This is a genomic window from Pseudomonas kermanshahensis (assembly GCF_014269205.2).
In the GTDB taxonomy this organism is placed as follows: Bacteria; Pseudomonadota; Gammaproteobacteria; order Pseudomonadales; family Pseudomonadaceae; genus Aquipseudomonas; species Aquipseudomonas kermanshahensis.
This window is the reverse complement of record NZ_JABWRY020000001.1, coordinates 3,135,238-3,157,126: the sequence shown is the minus strand read 5'-3', so window position 1 is coordinate 3,157,126 and position 21,889 is coordinate 3,135,238. Positions and strand designations below refer to the sequence as shown.

Below are 21,889 nucleotides of genomic sequence, written 5' to 3'. Positions count from 1 at the left end.
TCGACTCGTAGGCGGTTTGCGCCGTGTGATGTTGGCTGGCTCAATCACAGCACCTTGTCGAGCGTGATGGGAAAGTCCCTTACACGCTTGCCCGTGGCATGGTAGACCGCGTTGGCCACCGCGGCGGCTACCCCGACGATGCCGATTTCGCCGACACCCTTGGACCCCAGCTCGTTGACAATATCGTCGTGCTCTTCAACGAAGATCACGTCGATATTCCCGCTGTCTGCGTTGACCGGGATGTGGTACTCCGCCAGGTTGTGGTTGACGATGCGGCCCAACCGATGGTCAGTCAACGCTGCTTCGTGCAGGGCCATGCCCACCCCCCACACCACGCCTCCCAGAATCTGACTGCGCGCGGTTTTCGGATTGACCACCCGTCCTGCCGCCACCGCGCTCACCACTCGGGTTACTTTGATCATGCCAAGGTCCTCGTCGACGTGGACTTCCACGAAGACCGCCGAATGGGTGGCGGTGGAGAACGGTTGGCGCCTGGCGCCGGGTTCGGCGTCGATCTGCACGGCAAACTCCCCGCCGGGGGCGCTGGCAACGATGTCCGCCAAGGCCAGCCGATGGCTGCCCGCGTGCAGGTAGCCCTCGGCGAAAACGATCTGCTCCCGGGGCGTGCTGGCCACTTGGGGGTACATTTTGCGCGCATGTTCCAGCACTTTGGTGCGCAGTACCTGGCAGGCCTGGCGCACGGCCGAGCCCACCGACGACACCGTGAACGATCCGCCCTGAAGCGGGGCGGTGGGCAGTGAGGAGTCACCCAGCATGAAGGTGACATCCTGCACCCTGACGCCAGCGGCGTCGGCGGCAATCTGAGTCATGACGGTGTAGGTGCCGGTCCCGATGTCGGTGGTGGCACTGCTGACGGTGAGGTGGCCTTGGGCATCGATATGGGCCTTGGCGCTGGCCTTCATCTGCATGGCTTCCCAAACGCCACCGGCCATACCCCAGCCTACTAACTGGCTGCCATTGCGCATGCTGCGCGGTTGGGGGTTGCGGTTACGCCAGCCAAAACGTTCGGCGCCTTGCTGGTAACACGCCAGTAGCTCTTTGCTGGAGTAGGGTTTGCCTTCGTTGGCATTGTTGGCGGCAAAATTACGCTGGCGCAGGTCAACCGGGTCGATCTGCGCCGCACAGGCCAGCTCATCCATGGCGCATTCCAAGGCAATCATCCCGGACGCGGCCCCAGGCGCACGCATGTCCAGCGGGGTGTACACATCGAGCGATGCCAGGCGGTAGCTAAGCGCAATGTTGTCGCACTGGTAGAGCATGCCGCTCCACTCCACCAGGTGCTCGGTGAAGTCCTCAAAGCGGGAGGTCTGGCCAAGCGCATCGTGGGCGATCGCCAGCAAGCGCCCGTTTGCATCTGCACCCAGGCGCAGGCGCTGCTCGGTGCGGGGCCGGTAGCCAAAGGTGAACATCTGCTGGCGCGTTAGCGTGACGCGCACCGAGCGCTGCAGGTGCAACGCTGCCATCACTGCCAGCGGCAACTGGTACTGCGGGCGCAAGCCCGAGCCGAAGGCACCGCCGACGAACGCCGCGCGCACATGGATGTTTGCCTTGGGCAGGCCGAACACCTTGTGCAGGTAGTCCTGGCAGTTCTGGGTGCCTTGGGTCTTGTCGTGGATTTCCAGGGTGCCATCGGCTTTGTACAGTACGGTCGAGGCATGGGGCTCCATCGGGTTGTGGTGCTCGTTGGCCGTCAGGTAGGTGGCATCCACCTGCACCGCGGCCCCGGCAAACTGCCCGGCGAAGTCGCCACGCGGCGCCGGTGTTTGCGCAGGTGCCGCATGTGACTGTTGGCATGCGCCAAGGTCTGTCTGGTGGGCTTCCTCGGCATAGTCGATCCTGATCAGCGAACCTGCATAGCGGGCCAGTTCGAGGGTTTCGGCGACCACTAGCGCCAACGGTTGGCCGCTGTAGAGCACGCGATCATTGAACAAGGGCCGAAACGGCGCCCCCTGCGCAGCATCGGCGTCGCTGTAGTCGTCGTCGTAACTGGAGATGCGCGGACGATGGCCATGGTCGAGCACGGCGATGACCCCGGGCACTCGCATGGCCTGCGAACTGTCGATGTCGAGCACCCGACCGCAGGCGATGGTACTGGATACCACGCTGCCATGAAGCAACCCCGCCTCGGGGTATTCGCCTGCATAGCGTGCCTGCCCGGTGACCTTCGCCACGCCGTCCACGCGGTCCAGGGGCGTGCCAACTACCGGTATGGGTGTGATCATGGTCGTGTTCCCCAGTCCGCGGCGCCGCGCGCCGCATCATTCAATGCCCGCACGATTGCCCGCTGGGCGAGCGATACCTTGAAGCCGTTGTGGCTCAGGGGCTGTGCACCTTGCAGCAACGCTTGCGCGGCGCGGGTGAAGAGCGCTTCGCAAGGCACTTGGCCGGCCAGCATGCGCTCCACAATCGGGTCCCGCCACGGCTTGTGGGCAACGCCGCCCAGCGCTAGGCGAGCCTGCTGGATCAGCTTGCCATCGAAGCTCAAGGCGGCGGCGACCGACACTAGCGCGAACGCGTAAGAGGCGCGGTCGCGTATTTTCAGGTAACGGTAATGGTGGTCGAACGCCGGGGGCGGCAGCTCAATGGCAACCACCAGTTCATCGACTGCCAGGTGATTGTCGCGCTCCGGGGTGCCCTCGGGGAGCCGATGGAACGCCGCAAAGGGTATCTGCCGTTCACCGCCCGGCCCCTGTACATGCACCACGGCTTCGAGCGCTGCCAATGCCACGCACATGTCCGAGGGATGGGTCGCGACACAGGCATCACTGGCGCCGAGAATGGCATGGATGCGGTTCATACCTGTACGCGCAGGGCATCCGCTGCCTGGTTCGCGCTTGTTGCAGGGTGTGCCGGTGTCATAGAAGTAGTAGCAACGGGTACGTTGCAGCAGGTTGCCACCGGTGCTGGCCATGTTCCTCAACTGCGGTGATGCCCCCGCGAGGATGGCATGCGATAACAGCGGGTAGTGCTGTTCGATCGTCGGGTGCCAGGCCAAGTCGGCATTGCTCACCAATGCGCCGATCCGCACGCCGCCGTTTGAGGTGGGGTGGATGCCGTTCAGCCCAAGGCCGGAAATATCGATAAGGCGCTTGGGGCGAACCACGTTTTCCTTCATCAGGTCGACAAGGTTGGTGCCCCCGGCAATGAAGTGCGAGCACGCGTCAGCCAGGCTGACGGCTTCACTGACCGATGCGGGCTTGTGGTAGCTGAAGGGCGTCATGGGTTCGGCCCTCGTTGTGGCTGGGCCTCGACCCTCATCAACGGCAGGGCTTCTTCCACCGCAGCGACGATGTTGCTGTAGGCACCACAGCGGCAAAGGTTGCCGCTCATCTGTTCGCGGATCGCTTCGCGGGTGTCGGCATGCTCTTCATGGGCAAGCCCGACGGCGGAGCAGATCTGGCCTGGCGTGCAATACCCGCATTGAAAAGCATCGTGAGTGATGAATGCGCGCTGCATGGGGTGCAGAACGTCGCCGTTGGCCAGCCCTTCGATGGTTACCAACTCGGCCCCATCGCACATGATGGCCAACGTCAGGCAAGCATTGACACGCTTGCCATCGCGCAGCACGGTGCAGGCCCCGCACTGGCCATGGTCACAGCCCTTCTTGGTGCCGACCAGGTCCAACTGCTCACGCAGCAGGTCGAGCAAGGTGGTCCAGGGGTGCACCTGCAGTGTTCGGGGTTGACCATTGAGGGTCAGGCGGAGGGGGTATTCTTCAGCCCCATTGGGAGAGATCGCGCTCATGGTAGGTCCTCACGGTCAGGGTTCGCGCAGTCCGCTGCGTCTTTGTTGTGCGACCTGGCCGGCTGAGCAAACGTTCAGCCGGTTAGCCGACGTGCCCATCACTTTTTGCCTGGTAGCACCGAGCCGAGCACCTGCTTGGCTGTCTGGACGATGATGCCCGCCTGGTCGGGGTCGCCCTTGAGCAAGGTACTGGCAAACTTCTTCGCTTGCTCCAGCTTGATGTGCGGTGGCAGGGGCGGCACGTTCGGGTCGGTCTTGAACTCGATCAGTACCGGCCGATCCGCAGCCAGCGCGCGCTCCCACGCAGCGGCAACGTCCTCTTCGCGGTCTACGTAGATACCTTGCAGGCCAATGGAAATAGCGAACAAATGGTAGGGCACGTCAGGGATCGACTGCGACGCTTCGAACTTGGGATCCCCCTCCATGACCCGTTGCTCCCACGTCACCTGATTGAGGTCCTCATTGTTGAACACAGCACAAATCCATTGTGGGTTGTCCCACTGTTGCCAGTACTTGGCCACGGTGATCAGTTCGGCGAGGTTGTTCATCTGCATCGCCCCATCGCCCACCAGGGCAACCACAGCCCGTTGCGGGTGGGCGAACTTGGCAGCAATCGCATAAGGCACGGCTGCGCCCATGCAAGCCAGGCCGCCGGACAGCGAGCACTGCATACCCTGGCGAATCTGCAAGTCGCGGGCAAACCAGTTAGCACAGGAGCCGGAATCGCTGGTGATGATGGCGTGGTCGGGCAGGCGAGGGGACAGCTCATGCACTACACGTTGCGGGTTGATCGGGTCAGCCTTGACCAGGGCGCGCTTGGCCACGGTCTTGTCCCACTGCGCACGCCAGGTCTGCACCTTGTCGCGCCAGCGCCGTTCGGTCTTGTATTCAAGTAACGGCAACAGTGCGCGCAGTGTTTCGCTGGCATCGCCGACCAGGTTGACCTCCATCGGGTAGCGCAGGCTGAGCATGTCGGGTTGCAGGTCGATCTGCACGCCTCGTGCCTGGCCTTCCTTGGGCAGAAACTCGGAATAGGGGAAGCCGGAGCCGATCATTAGCAGGGTGTCGCATTCGCTCATCAGCTGATAACTGGGTTCGGTGCCGAGCAAGCCGATCGACCCGGTGACCCACGGCAGATCATCCGGTAGCACAGCCTTGCCCAGCAGCGCTTTGGCCACGCCAGCGCCGAGTTGTTCGGCGACCGCCATTACTTGCTCAGTCGCCTGCAGGGCGCCGGCACCCACCAGTATCGCCACTTTGCGCCCGGCGTTGAGTACAGCGGCGGCGCGCTGCAGGTCTTCGTCGAACGGCAATACCCTCGGCTTGCTGTAGCCGATGCCTGAATGCACCGTACCGTGAGCCCGCGGGGGCTCGTTGTAGGGCAGGTCCTGCAAGTCGTTGGGCAGAATAACAGCGGTGACCCGGCGTTCGCCGACGGCCGTACGCACTGCACGGTCGAGCAGGTGGCGCACCTGCTCTGGCGTAGAGGCCTGCTGGACGAAGGCACCGGCGACATCCTTGAACATGGACAGCAGGTCCAACTCCTGCTGGTAGTGCCCGCCCAGTGCTGCACGGGCCTGTTGACCAACGATGGCCAGCACTGGCTGATGGTCCATGCGTGCATCGTACAGCCCGGTCAGTAAGTGCGAGGCGCCCGGGCCGGAGGTCGCGATGCAAACACCGAGCTCGCCGGTGAACTTGGCATGGGCGCTGGCCATGAAGGCGGCCATTTCCTCATGGCGGGCCTGGATGAATTCAATCTTGCCGTTGGCCCGGCTCAGCGCGCCGAACACGCCATTGATGCCGTCGCCGGGGTACCCGAAGATGCGCCGCACGCCCCATTGATACAAACGCTCCACCAGAAAGTCGCCTACCGTGCCGGTCATTACCTGCTCCCGTTTAGTGATCGATAGGGGTCTGGACTTGGCAGGTGTCGGGAAAGTTTCAACGGTATGCGCACCCGTCTGCCGGCTGGAACTTGGCAACAGCGGGTGGGTTCGAACCTGAACCCATCAACCGATCAGGATGCGCATCGTGACGCTCATGAACACAGCAGATGCCGCCGTACAGGCGTTGTATTTCGAGGACGACGGCGCTACGCCGAACAGCCGTTTCCCCGTGCTGTTCTATCGGCTGACGCTTGATCCGTCGGTGGATAATGCCCGTGCCTTCGAAGCACTGTTTGCGGCTCACCAATGGACCCCGCTGTGGCGCGACGGGATCTTCGATTATCACCACTTTCACCCTAACGCTCATGAGGCGCTGGGCATTGCTTGCGGGCAGGCCCGATTGACGCTTGGCGGAGCCTCTGGGCAAAGCGTCAGCGTAGAGTGCGGCGATGTGCTGGTGCTGCCGGCAGGCACGGGCCATCGGTGCATTGAATGCAGCGATGACTTTCTGGTGGTCGGCGCCTATCCACACGGGCAGGAAGACTACGACATCCAGCAGCCCGACAGCGCCGCCCACCCGCGCGCGCTGGCGTGCATCGCCATGGTGCCGCGCCCTGAGCAAGACCCGGTCAGTGGCATCCGCGGTGCATTGATGACGCATTGGCGTTAAGTGCGCGTGTAACGGGGCTTGCGCTGAAACGCTCTCAGGGTCGCCAGATAGGCGATGAACGAGTCACCCATCGCCATCGGCTATTTCAGTTAACGGCCGGAACCTGAGCCTGACCCACTACCGGCCGAGTCGCTGCTTCCAGTGCCCGAGCCTGTGCCGCTATCACCAGAGCCATTACCGCCGGTTTCCGAGCCACTGTTGGTACCGTCACCTCCGGTGTTGTCCGTCCCATTGTCATCAGTACCGCCATCACCGGTACCCATGCTATCGCCTGGTGTTCCTGAGCCCGTCGCATCCCCTTGGCCGTTCATGTGCCCATTTTCGTGGGATTGTGTGCCCGGGGCGCGCTGATCGTTCAGGTCTGTGGCAGCCAAGGCAAGGGGGGCGCCCAGGCTCAGGCACAACGCGAGCAGTAATGTATGTGGTTTTGCTGGCTTCATGGCGGAGCGCCTTTTTTGGTTGTTCACCCTCTATTCGGCCTGCTGATCGCCAGAGGGTGCCCGCAGAGCGACGGAAGGCCCTGCTATAGGCCGGCACTTCAACAATCTACGGCGTTTGGTCCAGTAATTTGGCATAGGTCACCAGGCGTAGGTAGCGGTCTTCGTCGATGGTCAGCGAGGTGTGCTCGAACCGCTCGATCTTGCTGTTTACGATCCCTCTCCAAGCACCATTGAGCTGCATGAATCAAAGGTTTCAGGGCGCGTCGGGATTTCTCACAAAAAGCAATGATGGCACGTTGACTCTCCCCTTAGGGGGAGACTTTAGACTCCCGGCCCTCGATAGATCTGGCCTGAAAACAGCTTTTTTGGCCCGATGACTTTATTCATTCAATGCGGCTTTTGTAGGGAAGCAATCAATGAACAATCCATTGGAATTGGACAGCGTTATCAGCACTACACAGGAGATTCTTGCGCAGTTGCTGGTGTTGGATAAGGGCGACGTGGCAGAGCACAGCAGTCTCGTTGACGACCTCAGCGCCGACTCGCTGGACATCGTCGACCTGAGCTTCCAGCTGGGCCGTCAGTACGGTTGCACCTTGCCGAAAACCAGCGTGCTGGATCACGCGGTAGCGGTGTTCGGCGACGCCACCCGGTTTGTCGATAAAGGCCGAATCACGCAGGACGGCGTGGCCTTGCTGGAGCAGAGCCTCAGCGCTTATGCGCCGGGCCAGTTGCACGCGGGCATGCAGCCGGGCGATGTCTTTTCGGCCACCACCGTGCGTAACTGGGCGCAGCAATGCCATAACGTTTTCAACTACCTCCCCGAGACCTGCCCTGAGTGTGGCGCGGTTCATGCCCAACTCAATGAACGCAAACACGTGGTGTGTGGCGGTTGCAGTGCTCGCCTGACCCCTCTGGACGGTGACTCGATCTCGCGTCAGTTGGTTGAGCAGTACGCGGCCACCCAGTTGAAGGCTTCGGCGTAGGGGTTGCCTTGATGCAGGTCCGAGAGGTTCTGGTCACCGGCTATGGCCTGGTGGCTCCCACGGCACTGGATGCTGCCTCGCTGTTCACGACGATCAGCGAAAACCGTTCCTGCATTCGCCAGCACCCGGCGTTTGTCGAACTGGGGTTTGCAAACCCGGCGGCCGGATTTATCGATGAGCAACAATGGCAGGTCATCGCGGCGGCCTTTCCGGGCGACCTGCAGACCACCTCCCGCCAGGAATGGCTGGCGCATTACGTGGCCCGTCAGGCGCTGGCCCATGCCGAGTTGGCCGACGGCGCATTTGCCCGAGTCGCCAGCGGTATTTTCGTCGGGGCCAACAAACACTGCGTGAGCGGTGATTTGCGGGACGCCAGCCGTTACATGGACGATCAGGGGCGGGTCGATCTCGACCAGTACTTGGATAACCACACCCTCAGCGGTGGGGCGTTTGCCCGGCGGGTTGATCAGCAAACCCGCCATCTCGCCGAATGGCTGGGTATACGTGACCATATCTCCACACATTCCGATGCCTGTGCCGCCGGCACCATGGCCATCGGTAGCGCCTATCGAGCGATCGCCCGTGGCGAGATCGACCTGGCGTTGTGTGGCGCAGTGGAGTTGATGGCCCATGAGTTGTCCTACTACAGCTTTGATGGGCTGGGTGCACTCTGCCAGCGAACGGACTTTTCCCCACAAGAACAGAGCCGGCCGTTCATGCCGGAGCGCTGCGGTTTTGTGCTGAGTGAAGGGGCGGCGCTGTTGGTGCTGGAATCCCGCGAGCATGCCGAGCGTCGTCAGGCCTGTTCGCTGGGCCGGGTGCTGGGTTACGCGAATCAGTGCGAGGCAGAGAAAATCACCTCCAGCAGCCGCGACGGCAGCAAGTATGCCGCCTGCATGACGGCGGCCCTGGCCGATGCCGAACTGACCAGCGCGGCGGTGGACCATGTGAATGTTCACGGTACGTCGACACAGGCCAATGACCGTTGTGAGGCCCTGGGCCTGGCGCAGGTCTTCGGCGAAACCCTGGAGCAGATGACGTTCACCGCTAACAAATCTGCCGTAGGGCATTCGTTGGCCAGCAGTGGTGCCATTGAGGCGGTGCTGTCGTTGATGAGCATCCAGTTGGGCGTGGCCTTGCCGACCCTCAATTTTCAGCCGGAAAAAACCGAATTTCCGGAGTTGAAATTCCTTTGCGAACCGTTGCAGCAACCGATCAATGTCGTGCTTTCCAACTCCTTCGGGTTTGGTGGCGTGAACAGTTCGTTGGTGCTGGGCAGGGCATGACATGACCGAATCCAATTCAACCGCTGTTTATATCACCGCTGCGTCGGTACTCAACGCCGCCGGTACTGAATGTGCGTCTCGTGACAGTCAACCTCAGGCCGCGCAACCGCTGGATTTCGACCCGGCACGCCTGGCCCATTGTGTCGCAGCGCCCGCCTTGCCGGCGGGTGTGTACGACCGCAAATTGTCCCGCAGCCTCGAGCCTCAGGGCGCGCGCCTGCTGTATTGCGCCGGCCGTCTCGCCGAAGCCTTGCGTGGGCTGGACTTGCCCGACGAGCGGATTGCATTGACCGCTGCCATTCCGGAAGTGGATGGGCCCAGCTCGTGCTGGGATGCAGTGCAGGCCATTGGCGCACAACCGGCAGATCTGTTGGCGCAATTCTTTGCCCACACACCGCCCCTGCATGCGCTGATGATGCTCAACAGCAGCGTCATGGCCCACGTGGCTGAGGCCTTGGGTTGCAAGGGGCCCATGGGCGGGTTTTGCTCCCAGGGCAATGCGGGGCTGGATGCCTTGATGGAGGCCGCCGCCCATCTGAGCGAAGGCCGCGCCGATGCTGCCGTCGTCGTCAGTAGCAGTCCGAACATCACCCCGGCGTTGTACCTGCGTGAAGCTACTCACCCACCTGTGAACCCCAGCCCGTGGGTTTTCGGCGAAGGTGCTGCGGCACTGTTGCTGACGACCCACTCGGGCAGCGGTGCTCAATCTGTGTTGCGTATTGCCGGGTTTGCCCGTGGTTATAGCGCGCAACCCGAGCGTGGACTGGCGGTTGGTCGCGACGTCATTGAGCGTGCTTTGAGGAACGAAAAACTGTGTCTCAGCGATGTCGGGCAAGTCGTCGCCGATGTACAGGATCCGCAGATTGCGGCGTTGTTTGCCCTATCGGGGCACACCCTCGAACACTCCAAGGCGTTGCTAGGTGACTTGGGCGCCAGCGCCTTGCTCAGCGAAATCGCTGTGACCTGGGCACTGGACTGCAGCCGTTACACGCTGTTGCTCGAACATAGCCGAGGCGGGCATTGGGGCGCGGTGCTGCTGGCCAGAACGTCGTCGGACACAGAGACAATGGAGCGTTACCCATGAGCCCCACACGGATCGTGATCACGGGCATGGGCGCCGTCACCGGCTTCGGTTTCGAGTGGCAGTCCATGTGGCAAAGAATGTTGGCCGGCGAACATTGCATTCGGCCATGGCAACCGGAAGGCGTAGAGGCAGGTGCGTTCCCTGTGCGTTACGCAGCGCCCGTGGATATGGGCTTGATGCCGGCACACTTGAAAGACCATCCGGCCTGGGGGTTGTCGCTGGAAAAACGCACCCGCTTTGGTTGGGTCGCGGCCACCCAAGCCATTGCTGACAGTGGCCTGAGCCCCGAACAGCTGCGTGGCGCGGCGGTATTGTCAGCGTCCGGCGCACCTGCTCATCGTTTGCAGGACATGCTGCTCAGCCTGGCGGATGACCCGGCGCAGGCGCCGTCCTGGGCTCAATTGATGGCGCGACAGGCGCAGGTCGATCCTGACAGTTCACTGTGTCAGAGCAACGACCGCCTTGCGCGGGTGATTGCCGATGGCATCGGCAGTGAAGGCCCGGTGATCAATATCAGCAGCGCCTGCGCGGGCGCTTCCCAGGCCATCGGCAATGCATTCCAGATGATCCGTCGCGGCGAGGTCGAGCTGGCCATTGCCGGGGGCGCCGATTCGGTGCTGAGCCTGGACACCATGACCGCGCTGTATCTGCTCGGCGCCGCCAGCAGCGAACAGCGTTGGGGCACCGAACTGTGTCGGCCGTTCGACCGCCATCGCAGTGGCTTGATTGCGGGTGAAGGCGGTGGTTTTGTCGTGCTCGAAACCCTCGAACGGGCGCTGGCCCGAGGGGCAACGCCGTACGCCGAAGTGCTGGGTTTCGGCAGCAGCTTGGATGCCTACAAAATCACCGCACCCGACCCGCAGGGCCGGGGAGCGGTGCTGGCGATGCAGGCGGCCCTGACAGATGCCGGGCTGGAGCCGCAACAGATCGATCTGATCAATGCCCACGGTACGTCGACACCCCTCAACGATGCCGCCGAAACCCTGGCGATCAAAACCCTGTTCGCCGAGCGCGAACATTATCGGCGGTTGCTGGTGACGGCCAACAAGTCCCAGTTCGGCCACTTGATTGCGGCCGCCGGAGCACCGGAGTTCATGCTCACGGCCCTGGCCTGCCGGGATGATCGGGTCACGCCGACCCTGAACCTGCATGATGCCGACGAACAGTGCGACCTCGACTACTGCGCCCATCAAGCGGTCAAGCGCAAGGTCGACGTTGCCTTGAGCAACTCCTTCGGTTTCGGCGGCCTCAACACTTCACTGGCGCTGGGCAAGTACCGGGAGGCGCCGCGATGAAACAGGCGGTCGCGATTGCCGGTGCGGGTTGCGTGTTGCCCAGCGGCTGGGGTGTCGAGTCTTTCTGGGCGGCCGCGAACGAAGGGCGCAGTGCAATTACGGCGCTGAACGCCCGAAGGTTCAGCAGCGAACGGGTGGTGGCGTTCGGCCAAATTCAGGATCAGGACCACCAACGCAGCCGACAAGACCTTGCGCAAAACCTTCAGCGTTACTGCACGCCGGCAGTGATCTGGGGTGTCAGCGCGGTACGTCAGGCGTTGGAAGAAGCAGGCCTGGCCAATGAACAGCCGGATGTCCGTTTCGGTTTGTATTGCTGTCAGGGCGGCTACACCCATCCGTCTCTGGAATCCTATGCCGAGTTGTTGCTCGGCTGTCGGCAAGACGGCGTCGCTGACATGGCGGCGTTCGCCAAACGGATCCTGCAAGACCGTGCCCAGGACCCTTTTCTGGTGCTCAAAGGCTTGAGCAACTGCTTGCTGGGTGTTACCAGCCTGGCGCTGAAACTGGTGGGGGAGTGCAACGCCTATATGCAAGGTGTCGCCGGCAACCTGGCAGCCTTGCGTGAGGCTACGGCCGCTTTGCAGGATGGCCGAATTGACGCGGCAATCGTTGTCGGTGCGGGCAGCGAGCTGGATGCCCTGGCGCTGTCCGGGTTGGTCCAGGCGGGGGTGATCAGCGCCAACGGCTCGAACACTCTGCTGCCGTTTGACCTTCGGGGCACCGGCGGCATTGCCGGGGAGGGCGCTGCAGCATTGGTGCTGCGCCGGCGCGAAGACCTGCCAGCGGGTCCTCAGGCGTGCCTCGCCGACATGACAGCCCATGCCACCCTCGGTCGCTTGAGCCTGCCCGACAGCGCAACCGATGTGTTGGTGTGCAGCGGCACCGGCGATGCGCACAAAGACCGCGTGTTGTGCCAGACGCTGGCCCTTGCGCGCGCCTCCCACATCACCAGCGGGTTGGCGATCAACGGCATTCTCAGCGCGGCGCCGAGCCTGGTGGATCTGATACTTGCGCGTTGCGCATTGCAGGCCCAAAGCGTGCCGCCGATCGCCGGTTTGCAGCAGCCAGTGGCGAACCTGCCGTTTATTCGGGGTGCGCCCCATGCCGGGAGCCTTGCGCATTGCCTGGTGCTGAACCGTGACGACAACGGATTCAGCGCCGCCTATCAAGTGCTCTACAGCGCACAGGTCACTCAAGACTGACGCTGACTACCGCCTCTTTTTTATCGTCAAGGGATATGACTGTCATGGATTATCGCGATTTCGTTCGGCCCAAATTCGTCGGCCTGCTCCAGGCACTGGGCCTGGAGTGTGAGTTTCAGCGCGCCCTCGGTAGCCAGTTGTTCTACCGCAACCCCAAGGGCGACATGGTCACGGTCACCGACTTTCTCGGCGGTTACGGTGCGGCACTGTTCGGCCACAACGACCCACAATTTGTCGATCAGCTATGTGCGCTGCTGCGCAGCGACGTGCCATTCAACGCACAAATGTCGATCCGCGGTGCGGCCGGGCAATTGGGGCGAGAGCTCAGCGACGCCTTCAATCGCGAACTGAAGAACACCGAACGTTATATTTCGACTTTCTCCAACAGTGGCGCGGAGGCGGTGGAAATTGCCGTCAAGCACGCGGAGTTCCGTCGCCAGAAGAGCCTGCAAAAGCAGTTCGACGACATCGATTTCACCCTGGCCAGCCTGACCGCCAGCGAACGCGCTTACCGCGAGCTGGATGTGGCGGACCTCGACCTGCCTGCAGGTGTCTTGCCGGCCACCCTGAACAGCGTGACCTTGCGTCAGGTGGTTGAAGCCGTTCGCCAACACAACCTGGCGCAGTTGCACATCGAACCGGTATTCGTCGCCCTGCGCGGCAGCTTCCACGGCAAATTGGTCAATACCGTGCAACTGACCTATGGCCGTCAGTACCGCGCGCCGTTTGCCCGTTTTGGTCTGAACGTCGAGTTCATCGACCCACAGCAGCCCCATCAGTTGCAGGAATTGCCGGCCCGGCACACGCACCATTGGTTGAGCCTGCAATGGGACGGCGAACACCTGAACGTGCTGCAACTGCCGTTCAGTGCGATTACCGCCGTGTTGATGGAACCGATTCAGGGCGAAGGCGGTATCAACGAGTTCGCGGCCGAGTTCTACCTGGGGCTGCGCAGGCTGTGTAACGAGCAACAATGCCCGCTGGTGGTCGATGAAGTGCAGTCGGGTTTTGGTCGCGCCGGGACGTTTCTTGCCAGCAGCCAGTTCAACCTGCAAGGCGACTATTACTGCCTGTCCAAGGCCCTTGGCGGCGGCTTGATGAAGATCGCCGCGACGGTGATCCGCAGCAGCCACTACGAAGGCGAGTTCAGCTACATCCACAGCTCGACCTTCGCCGAGGACGATCCGTCCTGCCATATCGCGCTGTCGGCATTGCGCCGGTTGTTCGCCAATGACGACGCGATGCTCAAAGACGTACGTACCAAGGGCGCCTACCTCAAAGCCTCGCTCAATGAACTGAAGATGGCCTATCCGGATGTGATCGCCGATGTGCGCGGGCGTGGCTTGCTGGTGGGTTTGGAATTGCACGACTTGAGTGTCAGCAGCTCGCTGGTACAGGCGTCGGCCCAGTACAACGATGCCTTGGGTTACTTGATCGCCGGTTACCTGTTGCAATTCGAAGCGTTGCGGGTAGCACCGTCAGGCAGCAATTCCAATGTGATTCGCCTGGAGCCGCCAGCCTGTATCACCTTGAGCGAAATCGACGGGCTGATCGGTGCCCTGCAACGGGTCTGCGACATGCTGCGCCGTGGCGATGCGTTGCCGTTGGCGGCAGGTATCTGCGCGGACTCGATTCCCGCCGTGCCAGTCCGTCAGGACGATTTTCGGGTGGCCGAGCCCGTTGAAAACATCGATGCCAAGGTCGAAGTCGTCGCTCGGGTAGCGTTCATCAACCACCTGATCGATGCAGATATCCTCGGTGACGTCGATCCCTCGCTGGCAGCCCTGAGCCCGGAACAAAAACGCACGTTCATCAACCGCACCAAGCCTGAACGCCGCGCTGTGCCAGTGGGCCCGGTGATCATTCGGTCGCGCCTCGGCATGGCGGTGGAGTTCACCTTGTACCCGCTGTGCATGGATTCGGATGCCATGGCCGAGTACATCCTCAGCGGTGACCTGGACAGCATCCGCGAAGAAGTCGGCAGACGTGTCACCGATGCCCGCGCCGATGGCTGCAACATCGCCGGCCTCGGGATGTACACCTCGATCGTCACCCACAATTGTCAAGCGCTGAAGATTGCCGACATGGCGTTGACGTCCGGCAATGCCCTGACCATCGGCATGGGGCTCGAAGCCATCGAGCAAGGCTGTGTACAGCAAGGTCTGGCACTGCGCGAGCAAACTGCTGCCGTTGTCGGTGCCGCCGGTAACGTTGCGTCGACCTATGCTTCGGTGCTGTCCGCCACCGTCGATCACCTGATTCTAATTGGCAGCGGTCGTGACGGCTCGGTTCGGCGCCTGGAGAAAACTGCGCAACAGATTTACGCCGACGCGGCCCGTTCGATCCTCAAAGGCACGGCCGAACACGACCGGTTGGCGCAGCGACTGCTGACCCTTGAAGGTTTTCGTGGCTTGTTGCACTCACATGGACAAAAAGCCGACCTCGGTTTGCACATCGCCCGTCTGGTGGATGAGCGCCTTGGCGCGAACGCCTTCATCACAGTCACCAACGATCTCGACGCCCTCAAGGGCGCACGGATCGTCCTGTGCGCTGCCAATGCGCCTCAGCCGTTCCTCGGTGCCGAACATTTCGCCGAGCGCAGCGTGATTTGCGATATCGCCGTGCCGCTGAACGTCCATCAAGGCCTGCCGAGCCAACGCGAAGACGTGCTCTACATGCACGGCGGCATCGTCCAGACGCCGTTCGACGACGGCCTGGCGCCCAACGTGCGGGCCTACCTGAAAAAAGGCCAGCTGTATGCGTGCATGGCCGAGTCGGTGTTGATGGGCTTGTCTGGTATGAGCCAGCACGGTTCCTACGGCGATATCAGCCGTGAGCAAGTTCAGCAGGTCCGCGCACTCGCCGCGACCCACGGCTTCACCCTCGCGCAATTCAAAACTCAAAACTCACTTTAAGGAGCGGTCATGGCTCAGAAAATAGCTGTCGTGACTGGCGGAAGCCGCGGCATTGGCAAGTCCATCGTGCTGGCCCTGGCCGGCGCGGGTTATCAGGTTGCCTTCAGTTATGTCCGTGACGAGGCGTCAGCCGCTGCCTTGCAAGCGCAGGTCGAAGGGCTCGGCCGGGAGTGCCTGGCCGTGCAGTGTGATGTCAAGGATGCGCAGCGCATTCAGGCGTTTTTTGAACGGGTCGAGCAACGTTTCGAGCGTATCGACTTGTTGGTCAACAACGCCGGTGTTACCCGTGACGGTTTGCTCGCCACGCAATCGTTGAGCGACATCACCGAGGTCATCCAGACCAACCTGGTCGGCACGTTGTTGTGCTGTCAGCAGGTGCTGCCCTGCATGATGCGCCAACGCAGCGGGTGCATCGTCAACCTCAGTTCGGTGGCCGCGCAAAAGCCCGGCAAGGGCCAGAGCAACTACGCCGCCGCCAAAGGTGGTGTAGACGCATTGACACGCGCACTGGCGGTGGAGTTGGCGCCGCGCAACATCCGGGTCAACGCGGTGGCGCCCGGCATCGTCAGCACCGACATGAGCGAAGCCCTGGTCGGCGCCCATGAGCAGGAAATCCAGTCGCGGCTGTTGATCAAACGGTTCGCCCGGCCTGAAGAAATTGCCGACGCGGTGCTGTATCTGGCCGAGCGCGGCCTGTACGTCACGGGCGAAGTCTTGTCCGTCAACGGCGGATTGAAAATGCTATGAGCGAGGCACGCACGATTGTGATTACCGGCGCGGCCAATGGTATTGGCCGCGCCGTCGCGGAAAATTTTGCAGCACAGGCCGAGCACCTTTTGATCTTGCTTGATCGGGATCTGGCAACCTTGCAGAGGTGGGTCACCGAGGGCGAATTTGCCGCTCGCATCGAAACCCATCAAGCGAACATCGCCGATCTCGCCAGCCTGCAACTGCTGTTCAAGGGCCTGGCCAACCGGGTCGGCTTTGTCGATGTGCTGGTCAACAGCGCCGGGGTCTGCGACGAGAACGAACCCGAAGACCTCGACAACTGGCACAAGGTAATTTCGATCAACCTCAACGGCACCTTTTACGTCACCTCGTTGTGCCTGCCACTGATGGCGGATGGTGGGCGGATCGTCAACATGTCGTCGATCCTCGGCCGAGCGGGCAAGGTCCGCAACACCGCTTACTGCGCCTCCAAGCACGGCATCATCGGCATGACCAAAGCCTTGGCGCTGGACCTGGCGCCACGGCGAATCACCGTCAATGCCATCCTGCCCGCCTGGATCGACACACCGATGCTGCAAGGCGAATTGGCGGCTCAAGCGCGCATCGCCGGGATCACCCCCGAGCAAATCCTGCGCAATGCCAAGAAGAAGTTGCCCCTGCGGCGCTTCATTCAGGGCGACGAAGTGGCGGCCATGGTCCGTTATCTGGCGAGCCCGCAAGCGAGTGGTGTCACGGCGCAAAGCCTGATGATCGACGGCGGTGCCGGGTTGGGAATGTAGCCATGGCTCGACTGGAATTGAACCGCGGCCTTTTGGCCGCGCTGGTCAGCCTCGGCTCGCCAGTGGCGATTGCCGAGTGGTTGCCGGCGCATCATGAAGCGGAGATCGGCGTTGCCACGGCCGTGCGTCTGCACGGTGACGACCAGGTCACGCAAAAGGCCGTGTACCTCAAGTTCAGCCTGGAGGATGCCTGGGACAGCGGCTACTACAAGGCCAAGGGCCGAGCCCGTTACGACTTCCGTTATGACGGCAACAACCCATACAGCGCGCAAGCCCGGGACGATTACCGGGCAACTGCCGATTGGCGGCACCTTTACTGGGGGCTCTACGTTGGTGACGGCGAGCTGACGGTGGGCTGGCAGCAAGTGGTGTGGGGGCGTGCAGATGAATTACGGGTGCTCGATCAGATCAACCCGCTGGATTATCGCGAGGGTGTGATCGGTCTGTTGGAAGACAGCCGCATCGCCGTGCCGATGATTCGCCTAGTGCAGCCGGTCGCCGAGTGGGAGCTGGAAGCGCTGGTGATCACTGATTTTGTGAAAAACCAGGCGCCGGCCGTCGGCAGCGAGTTCGATGCACCGATCTTTGCCACGCCCGATCCGCAGATGTTTGTGGTCGATTCGCGGCCCGGTTATGACGGTCACAGTGGCTTCGGTTACGGCGCCAGTGCCAACGGCCGGATCGGCACGGTGGATGTCAGCTTCGTTGCCCTCAACGCCCGCCAACAGGACCCGGTTTACGCCGTCGAAGGCCAGACCGAAGAGGGCCTGATTCGCCTCGAACGGCAATTCCCGCGCTATTCCATGGGCGGCGCCGGTGTGGCCATCGATGCCGGCCACAGCATCGTGGTACGCAGTGAAGTCGCCTACTTCGACAATTGGCGCGTCACCGATCCTTACCGCGCTTACGGCAGCGACCAGACGGCGATGACCAAGTCGCTGCTGGGCGTCGATTACCTATTGCGGGACTGGCTGATCTCGACGCAGTGGCAACATCAGCGGCTGCTCGACTGGCAGCCCGGTATGGTCCAGGACAAACGCGACGACCTGTTCACCGTGTCTGCCGAAGGCTCGCAGTTCCAGGATCGCCTCAAGACCCGTCTGGTTTTCGGCATGTCGCCGCCAGCGCAGGACGACAGTTTCGTTCAGGGGATCTTCACCTACAAACCGGTGGACTGGCTCAAGTTGGGGCTCGAAGTCGATGTGTTCTTCGGCAAGCCCGACCGCCAGTTCGGTGCGTACGCCAACCGCGACCAGGTGCGCTTGTCCGCCGGTTATCTGTTCTGACCACACCGGTGCGGTGTGCGAACCACTCAAACAATGAAAAGGAAATCGCGATGTTGCCCATCTTCAAGACCCTGACGGTAAGCGCACTGCTGCTGAGCGCCGCTGCCACCCTGGCAGCTGAAACACGCACGGCCGACGACATCATTCGCCAGGCCCGGGACCGCGATGACGGCAAGAGCTTCATGTCCCAGGTGTCCCTGATCCTGATCGACAAGCAAGGTAACAGCCGCATCCGCGAGTTCAGCTACCTGCAAAAGGATTACCCGGACAGCGACAAATTCACCATGTATTTCTCCGCGCCGAGTGATGTGCGTGACGTCGCCTTCCACATCGAAAACCCGCGCGAGGCCCTGGGCCTCGAAGACAGCCAATGGATGTATTTGCCGGTCAGCCGACAGACCCGAAGGATTTCCACCACCGACAAACGCGGGGCGTTCATGGGTAGCGACTACTCCTATGCCGACCTCGACAAGATTCGCGCCGAAGACTATCGCCAAACGCTGGTTGGCGAAGAGCAGTTGCAGGGCCGCGATTGCTACGTGATCGAGCGTGAGCCGGCGACGCCTGCCGTTCTGGCCAAGACCGGCTACAACAAGCTCAAGGTCTGGGTTGATAAGAAGAACTCACTGGTATTACGCCAGGACTTCTTCGATGTAAAAGGTGTGATGTTCAAGCAGATGCGCACCCTGAAGACTGAAACCATCGACCAGATCGACAGCATTACCCTCAGCGAAACCGAGGACTTCATCGCCGGTACGCGCTCTCAGCTGCGCTTCAACCAGTTGCAGTACAACGTCGCGCTGGACGACCGCCTGTTCACGCAGACCGCGATCAAACGGGGGCTGAAAGCCGGCGACTTGCCGGAATACGCCGTGTCTGCCCGCTAAGCGCCGCTCTCGATTCATCTGGAACCTTCATTCATGGAAAGATACCTGAACTTCGTCGAGCGCTATGCGCGGGCAATTGTGTTCGTGCTGGTGGCGATCACCGCCTACTTCACCTACACCCTCGGCGCGCTGATGTCGGACACCAATCCGTATCTGCTCAAGGACACTCACCCGGCGCGCAAGACGATCATTGATTTGCAGCGTGAGTTCACCGGCACGTATGACTCGGTCATGGTGGCGCTGAGCAACCCGGAGAGTGTCTTCAACACCACGTCGCTGAACGCCCAGTTCGAGCTGTCCCAGGCCATACGCCGGTTGATGCTGGCGAACGATGAGGACCGTGTCGAACTGCAGCGCATCGTCGGCCTCCACAGTGGCGACCCTGATGCCCAGAGTTTGCTGGTGCAGATCCTCGCCGAGGGTTTTTCGCAGAACGATTACGCTGCCGCCAAAGCGCTGCGCGACCATGGGATTGCCCGGCACTGGGACAGCCATGACCTGCAGTTCCTGAGCTTTCTTGCCGAGCGGCTCAACCCGATCCAGGAAATGGCCTCGATGGCTGACTTGGAAAACATCAGCTTGAGTGCCGATGGCGAGTTGTGGATCCACAAGACCCTGCACGCGCTGGATATGGACCCGATCAAGGTTGAAGCGCAGATCATGGGCAATGAGCAGATGGTCGGTGGCGTCGTTTCGGCGGACAAGAAAGTCGCCATGGTCGTCGCCGAACTGGGCACCAAACAGGACGACGCTCAGGCCCAGTTGCGTGCCTATCACCAGGTCCGTGAGATCATCGCGAAGTACCAGGCCGCTCACCCGGAGTTCACCGATGAGGTGTTTATCGCCGGCATGCCGATCTTCATCGCGGCCCAGCAGGAAATCATCGATCACGACCTGGCGATGCTGTTCCCGATCGTGTTCCTGTTGGTGACCTCTCTGCTGGTTTTCTTCTTTCGCAAACCACTTGGCGTGGTGCTGCCGCTGTTCAATATCCTGTTCTGCACCATCTGGACCCTTGGCCTGATGGCGTTGCTGCATGTGCCGATGGACTTGCTCACCAGTGTCTTGCCGGTGTTCCTGTTCACCATCTGTTGTGCCGACGCGATCCACGTCATGGCCGAGTATTACGAACAGCTCAATTCGGGTAAGTCGTTCCGCGAAGCCAACCGTGAAACCCAGCGCCTGATGGTCACGCCCGTGGTTCTGACAACGGTCACGACTATTGCGACGTTCTTGATTTCCACCACCAACAACATTGTCAGCATCCGCAACTTTGGCGTGTTCATGTCCATCGGCCTGACCGCGGCGCTGATCATCTCGTTGCTACTGATTCCGGCGTGGATTTCGATCTGGGGCAAAGATGCCGTACCGCGCAAAGTGCAACTCAAAGAGTCGCTGATCTCCTACTATCTGGTGGTGTTCTGTGCCTGGCTGATTCGCTGGCGCAAGCCTGTATTGCTGGTGACCCTGCCGTTGTTGGCGATGATGACAGTGTTCACGTTCAAGGTAGATATCGAAGACTCGGGCATTGCCTACTTCAAGAAGGACAGCCCGGTGCGGATGTCCGACGAGTTCATCAACCGGGCCGGAGTCGCGGGTACATCCCCGGGCTGGATCGCTTTCGACACCAAGACTCCGCGTGGCGCGCTGACCACTGAAACCGTGCAGTTCCTCGAGCGTCTGGACCAGTTCATCAAGGCCCAGCCGAACGTGAGTTACACCTATTCGGTGGCGACCTACATCAAGCGCATGAACCTCGTGCTCAACGACATGAACCCTGCTTTCCTGCGGGTGCCGCAGGCAGTGGAGCAGGTGACGGTGGTCGATGATGACGGGAACCCGGAGACCTTCGATGTCGACGGCAACTCGCTCATCGAGCAACACATCATGATGTTCGAGAACGGTGGCGGCACCGACTTGCAGAACGTGCTCAATGCCGATTACTCGAAGGCGGTGACGCTGTTTACCATGACCTCCTCTGTGGCGGGCGATTACCAGGCGATGCTCGATAAACTGGACGCCTGGCTGGTCATCAACAAACCGGCCAACCTGCACGTCACCCATGCCGGTACGCCGTACATATGGACCGGTGTGTTGCAGGAAATCACCCAAGGTCAGGTGCTGAGCTTCTCGCTGGCGTTGCTGGCCGTGACCTTGATGATGATGTTCTGGCTCAAGTCAGTACGCCTGGGTATCCTCGGCATGCTGACGTTGCTCACCACGTCGGTGACGGTGTACGGCAGCATGTACCTGTTGGATATCGAGTTGAACATCGGTACCACACTGGTGACGTTCCTGGTGGTGGGCGTCGTGGATTACGCCGTTCACCTGTTGTCACGGATCAAGATGCTGGTGCACAAGGGCATCGAGATCGACGAGGCCATCCTGGCGGCCATGCAGGGCGTCGGGCGCTCGACGGTGGTCAACGTCGTGATCTTCTCGATGGGCTTTGTCGCGCTGCTGTTCTCCGCCTACAAACCCGTCATTGACTTGGGTGTATTGGTAATACTGGCGCTGTCATCCAGCGGCTTCATGACCATTTTGTTGGTCACGCTGATTTCGCCGTGGTTCTTTGCCTCGATTGTGCCGCAGCCAGCCGTGCAAGAGGGCGAGCAGCCGGGGGGTGAGACGGTGCCAGGGTAAATCGCCGGGGCGCCTGCGTGCTGAAAACGGCGC

At 61.5% G+C, this 21,889-nt stretch carries 17 protein-coding genes; 12 read left to right on the top strand and 5 right to left on the bottom strand.

What is annotated here, in order from left to right; all coding sequences use genetic code 11:
• Positions 1-44: 44 nt before the first annotated feature.
• The 4 genes from HU764_RS14375 to HU764_RS14360 all read right to left on the bottom strand — a co-directional run bounded on the left by HU764_RS14375 (position 45) and on the right by HU764_RS14360 (position 5,651).
• Positions 45-2,243, bottom strand: a complete 2,199-nt coding sequence (locus tag HU764_RS14375; RefSeq protein ID WP_186676334.1) for a xanthine dehydrogenase family protein molybdopterin-binding subunit — start codon at positions 2,241-2,243, stop codon at positions 45-47.
• A complete protein-coding gene (locus tag HU764_RS14370) occupies positions 2,240-3,241 on the bottom strand; it encodes an FAD binding domain-containing protein (protein WP_186676337.1) in 1,002 nt (333 codons plus the stop codon). The genes HU764_RS14375 and HU764_RS14370 overlap by 4 nt, the downstream gene beginning before the upstream one ends.
• Entirely contained in the window at positions 3,238-3,765 is a 528-nt protein-coding gene (locus HU764_RS14365) for a (2Fe-2S)-binding protein (protein WP_186676341.1), read from the bottom strand. The genes HU764_RS14370 and HU764_RS14365 overlap by 4 nt, the downstream gene beginning before the upstream one ends.
• Before the next feature lie 98 nt (positions 3,766-3,863).
• The gene (locus HU764_RS14360; RefSeq protein ID WP_186676343.1) at positions 3,864-5,651 is read right to left on the bottom strand and encodes a thiamine pyrophosphate-requiring protein; all 1,788 of its coding nucleotides are present in this window, start codon (positions 5,649-5,651) and stop codon (positions 3,864-3,866) included.
• Positions 5,652-5,808: 157 nt separating this feature from the next.
• On the opposite strand from HU764_RS14360, the gene HU764_RS14355 reads away from it, so the two are divergent.
• The gene (locus HU764_RS14355; RefSeq protein WP_186676345.1) at positions 5,809-6,324 is read left to right on the top strand and encodes a cupin; all 516 of its coding nucleotides are present in this window, start codon (positions 5,809-5,811) and stop codon (positions 6,322-6,324) included.
• A gap of 546 nt (positions 6,325-6,870) precedes the next feature.
• Here HU764_RS14355 and HU764_RS27850 read toward each other — a convergent pair.
• Positions 6,871-7,005: a hypothetical protein gene (locus HU764_RS27850; RefSeq protein WP_264083907.1), complete on the bottom strand. Its 135-nt coding sequence runs from the start codon at positions 7,003-7,005 to the stop codon at positions 6,871-6,873.
• A 175-nt stretch (positions 7,006-7,180) separates the two neighbouring features.
• Between HU764_RS27850 and HU764_RS14350 the strand changes: the two genes are divergently transcribed.
• From HU764_RS14350 to HU764_RS14300, 11 genes are all read left to right on the top strand, one after another.
• The gene (locus HU764_RS14350) at positions 7,181-7,750 is read left to right on the top strand and encodes an acyl carrier protein (RefSeq protein ID WP_186702727.1); all 570 of its coding nucleotides are present in this window, start codon (positions 7,181-7,183) and stop codon (positions 7,748-7,750) included.
• Positions 7,751-7,761: 11 nt separating this feature from the next.
• On the top strand, positions 7,762-9,036 hold the full coding sequence (locus HU764_RS14345; protein WP_186676349.1) for a beta-ketoacyl-[acyl-carrier-protein] synthase family protein: 1,275 nt from the start codon (positions 7,762-7,764) through the stop codon (positions 9,034-9,036).
• A gap of 157 nt (positions 9,037-9,193) precedes the next feature.
• A complete protein-coding gene (locus HU764_RS14340) occupies positions 9,194-10,120 on the top strand; it encodes a beta-ketoacyl-[acyl-carrier-protein] synthase family protein (protein ID WP_186676938.1) in 927 nt (308 codons plus the stop codon).
• On the top strand, positions 10,117-11,415 hold the full coding sequence (locus tag HU764_RS14335) for a beta-ketoacyl-[acyl-carrier-protein] synthase family protein (RefSeq protein ID WP_186702726.1): 1,299 nt from the start codon (positions 10,117-10,119) through the stop codon (positions 11,413-11,415). Before HU764_RS14340 ends, HU764_RS14335 begins: the two co-directional genes overlap by 4 nt.
• A complete protein-coding gene (locus tag HU764_RS14330) occupies positions 11,412-12,617 on the top strand; it encodes a beta-ketoacyl synthase N-terminal-like domain-containing protein (protein WP_186702725.1) in 1,206 nt (401 codons plus the stop codon). The genes HU764_RS14335 and HU764_RS14330 overlap by 4 nt, the downstream gene beginning before the upstream one ends.
• 44 nt (positions 12,618-12,661) lie before the next feature.
• On the top strand, positions 12,662-15,532 hold the full coding sequence (locus HU764_RS14325) for an aminotransferase class III-fold pyridoxal phosphate-dependent enzyme (RefSeq protein ID WP_186702724.1): 2,871 nt from the start codon (positions 12,662-12,664) through the stop codon (positions 15,530-15,532).
• Positions 15,533-15,541: 9 nt separating this feature from the next.
• On the top strand, positions 15,542-16,279 hold the full coding sequence (locus tag HU764_RS14320) for an SDR family NAD(P)-dependent oxidoreductase (RefSeq protein WP_186702723.1): 738 nt from the start codon (positions 15,542-15,544) through the stop codon (positions 16,277-16,279).
• Positions 16,276-17,040: an SDR family NAD(P)-dependent oxidoreductase gene (locus tag HU764_RS14315; protein ID WP_186676361.1), complete on the top strand. Its 765-nt coding sequence runs from the start codon at positions 16,276-16,278 to the stop codon at positions 17,038-17,040. Before HU764_RS14320 ends, HU764_RS14315 begins: the two co-directional genes overlap by 4 nt.
• A gap of 2 nt (positions 17,041-17,042) precedes the next feature.
• A complete protein-coding gene (locus HU764_RS14310; RefSeq protein WP_186702722.1) occupies positions 17,043-18,326 on the top strand; it encodes a DUF1302 family protein in 1,284 nt (427 codons plus the stop codon).
• Positions 18,327-18,376: 50 nt separating this feature from the next.
• Positions 18,377-19,213 carry an outer membrane lipoprotein-sorting protein gene (locus HU764_RS14305; protein WP_186702721.1) on the top strand — a complete coding sequence of 279 codons (837 nt, stop codon included), beginning with the start codon at positions 18,377-18,379 and terminating at the stop codon, positions 19,211-19,213.
• A gap of 33 nt (positions 19,214-19,246) precedes the next feature.
• Complete coding sequence (locus tag HU764_RS14300) at positions 19,247-21,856, top strand: efflux RND transporter permease subunit (protein WP_186702720.1); 2,610 nt, start codon at positions 19,247-19,249, stop codon at positions 21,854-21,856.
• The last annotated feature ends 33 nt before the right edge of the window (positions 21,857-21,889 follow it).